Origin of the sequence: Persephonella sp. (assembly GCF_027023985.1) — a bacterium.
GTDB lineage: Bacteria > Aquificota > Aquificia > Aquificales > Hydrogenothermaceae > Persephonella_A.
Genome location: NZ_JALVTW010000024.1, coordinates 20,739 through 28,092 on the forward strand (window position 1 = coordinate 20,739; position 7,354 = coordinate 28,092).

Here is a 7,354-nt window from a genome sequence, read left to right on the forward strand (position 1 = left end):
TTTTCTTAATACATTCCACCGTTTACATGGATTGTTTCCCCGGTGATATATGAAGCCATATCTGATGCAAGGAATAAAACTGCATTTGCCACATCTTCAGGCTTTCCAAATCTTCCAAGGGGTATCTGTTCAAGGTATTTTTCTTTTATCTCAGCAGGTAGTTCCTGAGTCATGTCTGTTTCTATAAATCCGGGGGCAACAGCATTAACAGTTATATTCCTTGAAGCCAGTTCTTTTGCAAGTGATTTTGTAAATCCAATAAGACCGGCTTTTGTTGTGGCATAGTTAACCTGACCCACATTACCTATAAATCCTATGATTGAGGAGATATTAATAATTCTTCCCCATCTTTTCTTCATCATACCTTTTGCAACAAGCTGGGTTATCTTGAATGTTCCGGTCAGGTTTGTTTGTATTACTGTGTTCCAGTCTTCATCTTTCATTCTGATGAAGAGAGTATCTCTTGTTAGTCCTGCATTGTTTACAAGAATATCAACATTTCCTGCAACTTTTTCTATCTCTTTCCACTGGGCAGGGATGTCTTCTGAGAAATCCAGTTTGAATCCATAGGCATTAACATCGAATTCATTTTTCAGATTTTCAGCTACAACCTCAGCTGTGCCTTTGTTTCTGCCGGTTATGATTACATCAGCTCCGTGTTCTGCAAACTTTGCAGCTATTGCTTTACCTATTCCTCTTGTTGAGCCTGTTACGAGAACTGTTTTTCCTTTAAAGTCCAATACTCCTCTCCCAGAGGTTTATCAAAAATATCTGATATTATACCATAAAACTCATAAATTTCAGAGATTTCCAGCTTTTATCCTTATGGCACAGGAGTTAGAGGCTTTCCTTCTTTGATAAAGTTTTCTAAATTATCAACAGTCATATCAAGTATCCTTTCTGATGCGTCTTTTGTGTAATATGCCAGGTGTGGAGAGACTATTACATTTTCTTGATTGAGTAAATACTGGGCTTCTGCTGCTTTTTTAAGTTTAAACGCCGTTAGTCCTGTTTTTTTCATAAGCTCTTCTTCAACAGTTATCTCTGCCTCAATTGTATCCAGTCCAACTCCTCCTGCAAGTCTACCTTCTTTAAGGGCTTCTATTATAGCTTCAAGCTCAACAACTTCACCCCTTGAAGTATTTATAAGCATTGCATCTAATTTCATAAGTTTAATATTAAATCTGTTAATTAAATAATGTGTTGCTTTGTTATAGGGAAGGTGAACTGTTACTATATCTGACCTTGACAAAAGTTCTTCAAGTCCAACATACTCAACGCCATAATTTTCAACAAGTTCTTTGTTTTTTGACCTGTCATAAGCCAGTATTTTCATCCCAAATCCATGGGCTATTTTTGCAACATGGGTTCCTATTCTACCGGTTCCAACGATTCCAATGGTTTTTCCCATTATATCTATTCCCATTAATCCTTCCCGGGAAAGAATACCCTGTGTTGTCCTTTCAATCATAGGTTTAAATTTTCTGGCGAGGGCAAGGATAAGAGCAAATGTGTATTCAGCAACGGTGTTATTTCCGTATCCGGGAATATATGCAACCTGAATACCTTTTTGCTTTGCATATTCAACATCTATATGGTCGTATCCAGATGAACGGGTAATGATTAGTTTCAGATTAGGCATTTTGTCTATTATTTCTTTCGTAAGCTTAGAGTAAATAAAAACACTTACCACTTCGGCATCTTTTGCTTTTTCAACAGAGTATTCATCAAGGGCTTCTTTCAAGAAGAAAAACTCACCGGTAAGGTTTTTCTCCTTTAGTCTTCGTTGAATATGTAATTTTTCCCACTCCTCTACGCCAAAGAAATATACCTTCATAAAAACCTCCAAAAGACAGCTTTTATCATTATCTTACATCGAAAATGCCTTTTATGGTATTATTTGAAGTAATTTCAAATCTTTTCAGGAGGTTTTTCTGTTGAAAATAGAAGGTAAAGTTTGGAAATTTGGTGATGATATTAATACTGATGAGATAATTCCTGCAAGGTATCTTGTTACAACAGACCCAAAAGAGCTTGCAAAGCACGTTATGGAAGATGCAGATCCAGAATTTCCTAATAAGGTTCAGCCTGGGGATATAATCGTTGCAGGTAAAAACTTCGGTTGCGGTTCTTCAAGGGAACATGCTCCACTGGCTTTAAAAGGAGCTGAAATAGGGGCTATTATTGCTGAAAGTTTTGCAAGGATTTTTTATAGAAATGCAATAAATCTGGGACTGCCTATTATAGAATCCCCTGAAGCTGCAAAAGAGATAGAAGAAGGGGATATTGTTGAGATTGATTTTGATGAAGGAAAAATAATAAACAAAACCAAAGGAAAAGAATATACATTCAAGCCTTTACCTGAAAGTCTTAAAAAAGTTTTTGAAGCAGGTGGATTAATGGAGTATGCAAAAGATAAACTGAAAGGAGAATAAGATGCAGTTTAAAAAAATCCTTGTGGGCGTTGATTTTTCAGAGGATAGTAAAAAGGTCATTGACTCGGCAGTATTTCTTGCAAAGCTGTTTAATAGCGAATTAAAACTTATACATGTTGTAGAAAATCTTATTTTCCCTGCTGCTTTGGATGACCTTGAGCCTATGGTAGACCCTGAAGAATTTGCGAGGATAGTCAAAACTGTTGAGGAAATTGTTGAGAAAGCATCAAGAGAGCTTGAGAAAATAGCCGAGGAAATAAAAGAAAAAGAAGGCTTAAAAGTTAAATTTCTTGTTAAAACAGGTGATATTGCTGAAGAGATCCTTGAAACCTGTGAAAGCGGAAATTTTGACCTGCTTGTCATAGGTGCCCACAAGGAAACATTTGTAGGTAGTTTATTACTTGGAAACGAAGCAGAAAAGATAGTAAACAAGGCAAAAAGCTCTGTTCTTGTGGTGAAAGGAAAACCCCTTACACAGCTAAATAAAATACTGTGTGGTTATGACTTTTTACCAAATTCTATTGAAGCCCTTGAAACAGCAAAAGAAATAGCTAAAAAAGTAAATGCAGAGATAGATATTATTCATGCTGATAATGAAGAGGTTTTTGCACACCTGGCACATATTTATGAAAATGTATTTAATAAAAAAATTCAAATGTTGAAGCAGCTCAAAGGGGAATTAGAAAAAGAAGGCCTAAAAGCTGACTTTGAAATTATAAAAGCATCACCGGATAAAGCTATTTTAGAAGCTATAAAAGATTTTAACCCAGACCTTGTAGTTGTAGGAAAAAGACAGAGAAAGGATATAAAAAGATTTTTCCTTGGAACAATTGCAATGAAAGTTGTTAAAGGTTCTCCTGTGTCTGTATTAATAGTAAGAAGAAGGTAGAAAAATGTTAAAAAAAATAATTGCTTTATTTTCCCTGAGTGCAATCGCTTTTTCCTGTGCAGCTGTAAAGGGAAAAGAAAGTTCCGGAAATGTGTATTTTTATTATACTGCTTGTAAATATGCTGCAGAAAGTAACGATTATAAAGATGCCCTTTATTTCTGTGAAAAGGCCTTAAAAATAGCACCTGAAGAAGAGGTAATATACAAAGAGGCTATCAGGGTAGCACTTAGAGCACATAACAAGAAAAAAGCGCTGTATTTTGTTGATCAGTATATAAAAAGATTTTCTTCAAAAAATAAACCTGAAGTATATATGTATGCTGCTTCTGTTTATATTCATTTAAACGAATTTTCAAAAGCAGAAAAAATCCTTACAAAGGCTATAGAAAAATTTCCGGATAATGAAAGATTACTTAAGTTTCTTGTTGATACATATTTAAAGCAGGGAAAAATTGATAAGGCTGAAAAGACTTTAAAAAGATTAATCAGTTTATATCCTAATGATGCAAAAATTCGTTATATTCTTGCAAGGATATATCTTTTTAAAAGGGAAGACCAGAAAGCCATTCAAGAGCTTGAAAAGGCTGTAGAGATAGACCCGTTATATACCCCTGCCTTTACATTACTTGGAACTATATATTCTCAGAATAGACAATGGAAAGAAGCTGAAAGAGTTTATAAAAAGGTTTTAGAGAGAGACCCAAAAAACCTTGAAGCGTTAAATAGATTATTCCAGATATATGTCCAGACAGACCAAAATGAAAAAGCAGAGAAGGTAATAAATAAGATAGTTAAGTTGTATCCAAATGCTAAAGATGCTCTGCTGAAAAAATTTCTTCTTTATCTGAAAGAAAATAAAGCACAGGAAGTTGTAAAAGACCTGGAAAAGTTATATGAGAAAAATCCTGATAATCCTGCCATTGCAATGATTCTCGGAATGGCCTATGAAAGCATAGGAAAGTATGATTTAGCAGAAGAGCTTTACCTGAAAGTATTACAACAAAATCCAGAAAATATAGATATCCTTGAAAGACTGGCAGATGTATATGCAAAACAAAAGAAATATGATTTAGCTATAGATGTTCTCCAAAAAATGTTTAAACTTCAGCCAACAGACCATCATATTTTGCTTATGATAGCAGAGCTTGAAGATGAAAAAGGGGATACCGCTAAAGCCCTTGAGTATGTAAAAAAAGCTGAAGAGTTAAGTCCTTCTGACCCTGTTGTTTATTTTTATGAGGGTATTTATTACGATAAATTAGGTGACTGGGGACATGCAGAAAAAGCATTTCTAAAAGCGATAAAATTAAAACCTGCTTTCCCGGATGCCTTAAATTATTTAGGCTATTCTTACATAGTAAGAGGCATAGCCGTAGATAAGGGAATTGAATTAGTGAAAAAAGCCCTCCAATATGTTCCTGATAATCCTGCTTATCTGGATAGTCTCGGATGGGGATATTTTAAGAAAGGGGATTACAAAAAGGCATACGAATATATTAAAAGGGCTTATGATAAAATGCCTGATGATCCGGTTGTAACAGAGCATATGGCAGAAGTTCTTGAAGCCCTTGGTAAAAAGAAAGAAGCTATAAAGCTTTATAAAAAAGCCCTTTCTATAATAGAAAAGACAGGGGAAGAAGGGGAACCTGGGCTGAAAAATAGGATTTTAAAAAAGTTAAAAAAAATTGAAAAATGAAAAAAATACTCTTTTTGTCTTTAATCTTCCTTATAGGTTTTATCTGGAGTTGTGCACCTTTAAAAAGGACAGATTGTGAGATAGAGTTTGATAGGATATTAAAATTATCCACTGAAAATAAGGATAAATTTATCAGAGGTAATCTTTTTATCCACGGAATATATACTGTTTTTTACGGGAACCTTGGAAACAAAAGTCAGCTGACTTTCAGAACACCTTTTGGAAATAAGTTGTTCACCCTTAAATATTCACCGGAAAAAATATGTGTGGTAACACCTCAAGGAGAAAATTTATGTGGTAAAGACCTGGATATGTACTGGGATTACTTTAATCTGAAAATCCCTTTTGATATAAAAGAGCTATTAACAGGACAGTTTAAAATATCACCGAAAGATAAACATTATTGTAAAGATGGATTTTTAATTGTTGAAAATAACGGAGCAGTTTTGAAATATAACAGCCTTAAACCTGTAGAGATTAGTTATAAAGGCTTTAAAGCTGCTTACAGATATAACAAAGATAAACCTGAAAAAATAACCCTTTATCAAGATGGACAGGAGCTTTTGAGAATATATATTAGAGAGCTCAGGGAAAAATGAGGGATTACGTTGTAAAAGTTTGTGGAATCAGGCATATTCCACAGGCAATAAAAATAGCAGATTTTGGGGCAACTCATATAGGTATGATTTACTTTCCTAAAAGTCCAAGACATATAGAAATACCACAGATACAGAGTATAGCCAGTGCAATAAAAGGCAAAGCAAAATCTGTTGTGGTTGTGGTAAACCCTGAATTATCAGAGGCTAAGAGGCTGCTTAATATTGTAGATATTATCCAGTTTCACGGAGACGAGGATATAGAGTTTGTTAAAAATTTCCCAAAAGAAAGGGTATTTAAGGCTTTTAGAATAAAAGAAGAAAAAGATATCAAAAAAATGGAGCCGTTTTTTAAGGAAGGATATACGGTGCTTATAGATGCATTCTCAGAAGAGGCTTATGGTGGAACCGGAAAACAGATAGATAGGAACCTTGCCAAAAAGGTCATAGATATGTATGACAGAGTTATTCTTTCAGGGGGACTCTCACCTGAAAATCTTGAGGAAATTTTAAGAGATTTACAGCCATATGGGGTTGATGCTTCTTCTAAACTTGAAAAAGAACCCGGAATAAAAGATTTAGAAAAAACCAGAAGATTTATTGAGATAGCAAGGAAATATTATGAGTCAGCTGATTAAACAGATAAAACCTGTTTTTGAAGAAAAGGTAACCCCTGTTATAGAGCTTTTTTATAAGATTGGTATCTCACCTAATTTTTTAACAATTTTGGGGTTTATCCTTGTTGTTACAGGAAGTTATTTCCTTGCTGTTCAAAATTTTATAGTTGCTGGAATTTTGCTTACTCTGGGAAATATATGTGATGCCCTTGATGGTGCTCTTGCGAGGCGTTTTGACAAATCCACCAAATTTGGTGCTTTTTTAGATTCTGTGATTGATAGACTTTCTGATGCTTTTCCTTTAATGGCTGTTGTTTATATTTTTAGGAATGATGATATTCTTCTGGGTCTATCCCTTATTGCAATTGTTTTCTCTTTTTTAGTTAGTTATACAAGGGCAAGAGCTGAAGGACTTGGAGTTGAATGTAAGGTTGGTTTTTTTGAAAGACCTGAAAGATCTATTATCCTGATTGTTTCTGTCTTTCTTGCCAGGGTTGATATAGGAATTCTTTTGATTGCTATCGGTGCAGTTATAACATCTTTCCAGAGGATATATTGTATGTATCAAAAGACATAGACTTATGTTCTAATTCTCCTTATTCTTCCGAGGAAATTTCTTTAATTACTTTTTTAACAAAATCTACAGATACATCCAAAATATCTGCTATTTTTTCAGGAGATAGATTTAATTTTTTTTATATCTTCCTTCTTTAAAGAAAGGGTCATTTTTCATCATTTCCTCAGTTATAGTCAAAGGCATATCTCTTTCCCCCAAAATTATCACTAACTTCTCTTTTAATTTAGGTCTGTAGTTTAATGCTATCAATAGTTTTCTTATATAGTCTGCTCTTTTTTTCTCTGGCAACTTTAAAAGTTCATCAATTAGCGTAAATATATATGTCTTAAAATCCTCAACTTTGCATAAAACTGCAAGTATTTTATCCTCTAAATTATCGCTTTCTAAAAGTTCTTTGCATTCTATATCTTTTATATCCCTTATCTCATAACTAAATTTTAGTTTATCTGTTTCTAAATAATTTTGCATGTTGGGTTTACCATCTCCAACATATAAAACCATTTGTTTGATGGACTTATCAGGATACCTTTGTTTCAAAAGTAGA

8 protein-coding genes and 1 pseudogene are annotated in these 7,354 nt (G+C 34.0%); 6 read left to right on the forward strand and 3 right to left on the reverse strand.

Annotated features, from left to right (window positions below):
* Positions 1-5: 5 nt before the first annotated feature.
* Positions 6-740 carry a 3-oxoacyl-[acyl-carrier-protein] reductase gene (gene fabG / locus MVE07_RS06035; RefSeq protein ID WP_297455358.1) on the reverse strand — a complete coding sequence of 245 codons (735 nt, stop codon included), beginning with the start codon at positions 738-740 and terminating at the stop codon, positions 6-8.
* 83 nt (positions 741-823) lie between these two features.
* Positions 824-1,837, reverse strand: coding sequence for an NAD(P)-dependent oxidoreductase (locus tag MVE07_RS06040; protein WP_297455359.1), 1,014 nt, complete (start codon positions 1,835-1,837; stop codon positions 824-826).
* 100 nt (positions 1,838-1,937) lie between these two features.
* Here MVE07_RS06040 and MVE07_RS06045 point away from each other — a divergent pair, with 100 nt between their 5' ends.
* Genes MVE07_RS06045 through MVE07_RS06070 form a run of 6 tightly spaced genes read left to right on the forward strand, consistent with a single transcriptional unit; the run spans position 1,938 to position 6,810 of the window.
* Entirely contained in the window at positions 1,938-2,435 is a 498-nt protein-coding gene (locus MVE07_RS06045; protein WP_297455361.1) for a 3-isopropylmalate dehydratase small subunit, read from the forward strand.
* A 1-nt stretch (position 2,436) separates the two neighbouring features.
* Positions 2,437-3,324, forward strand: coding sequence for a universal stress protein (locus MVE07_RS06050; protein ID WP_297455362.1), 888 nt, complete (start codon positions 2,437-2,439; stop codon positions 3,322-3,324).
* A 4-nt stretch (positions 3,325-3,328) separates the two neighbouring features.
* Complete coding sequence (locus MVE07_RS06055; protein ID WP_297455364.1) at positions 3,329-5,020, forward strand: tetratricopeptide repeat protein; 1,692 nt, start codon at positions 3,329-3,331, stop codon at positions 5,018-5,020.
* Entirely contained in the window at positions 5,017-5,619 is a 603-nt protein-coding gene (locus tag MVE07_RS06060) for a hypothetical protein (RefSeq protein ID WP_297455366.1), read from the forward strand. Before MVE07_RS06055 ends, MVE07_RS06060 begins: the two co-directional genes overlap by 4 nt.
* Positions 5,616-6,254 (forward strand): phosphoribosylanthranilate isomerase, encoded by a 639-nt coding sequence (locus MVE07_RS06065; protein WP_297455368.1) that lies wholly within the window; start codon positions 5,616-5,618, stop codon positions 6,252-6,254. Before MVE07_RS06060 ends, MVE07_RS06065 begins: the two co-directional genes overlap by 4 nt.
* A complete protein-coding gene (locus tag MVE07_RS06070; protein ID WP_297455370.1) occupies positions 6,238-6,810 on the forward strand; it encodes a CDP-alcohol phosphatidyltransferase family protein in 573 nt (190 codons plus the stop codon). The genes MVE07_RS06065 and MVE07_RS06070 overlap by 17 nt, the downstream gene beginning before the upstream one ends.
* A gap of 108 nt (positions 6,811-6,918) precedes the next feature.
* Here the strand turns inward: MVE07_RS06070 and MVE07_RS06075 are convergent.
* Positions 6,919-7,354, reverse strand: a pseudogene (locus MVE07_RS06075) (flagellar biosynthesis/type III secretory pathway protein); the annotation flags it as partial.

What these genes read in the sequence shown, in the direction of transcription:
- MVE07_RS06040 (WP_297455359.1), bottom strand. Translation starts at nt 1,837, where the DNA reads ATGAAGGTATATTTCTTTGGCGTAGAGGAGTGGGAAAAATTACATATT.
- MVE07_RS06050 (WP_297455362.1), top strand. Translation starts at nt 2,437, where the DNA reads ATGCAGTTTAAAAAAATCCTTGTGGGCGTTGATTTTTCAGAGGATAGT.
- MVE07_RS06055 (WP_297455364.1), top strand. Translation starts at nt 3,329, where the DNA reads ATGTTAAAAAAAATAATTGCTTTATTTTCCCTGAGTGCAATCGCTTTT.
- MVE07_RS06060 (WP_297455366.1), top strand. Translation starts at nt 5,017, where the DNA reads ATGAAAAAAATACTCTTTTTGTCTTTAATCTTCCTTATAGGTTTTATC.
- MVE07_RS06065 (WP_297455368.1), top strand. Translation starts at nt 5,616, where the DNA reads ATGAGGGATTACGTTGTAAAAGTTTGTGGAATCAGGCATATTCCACAG.
- MVE07_RS06070 (WP_297455370.1), top strand. Translation starts at nt 6,238, where the DNA reads ATGAGTCAGCTGATTAAACAGATAAAACCTGTTTTTGAAGAAAAGGTA.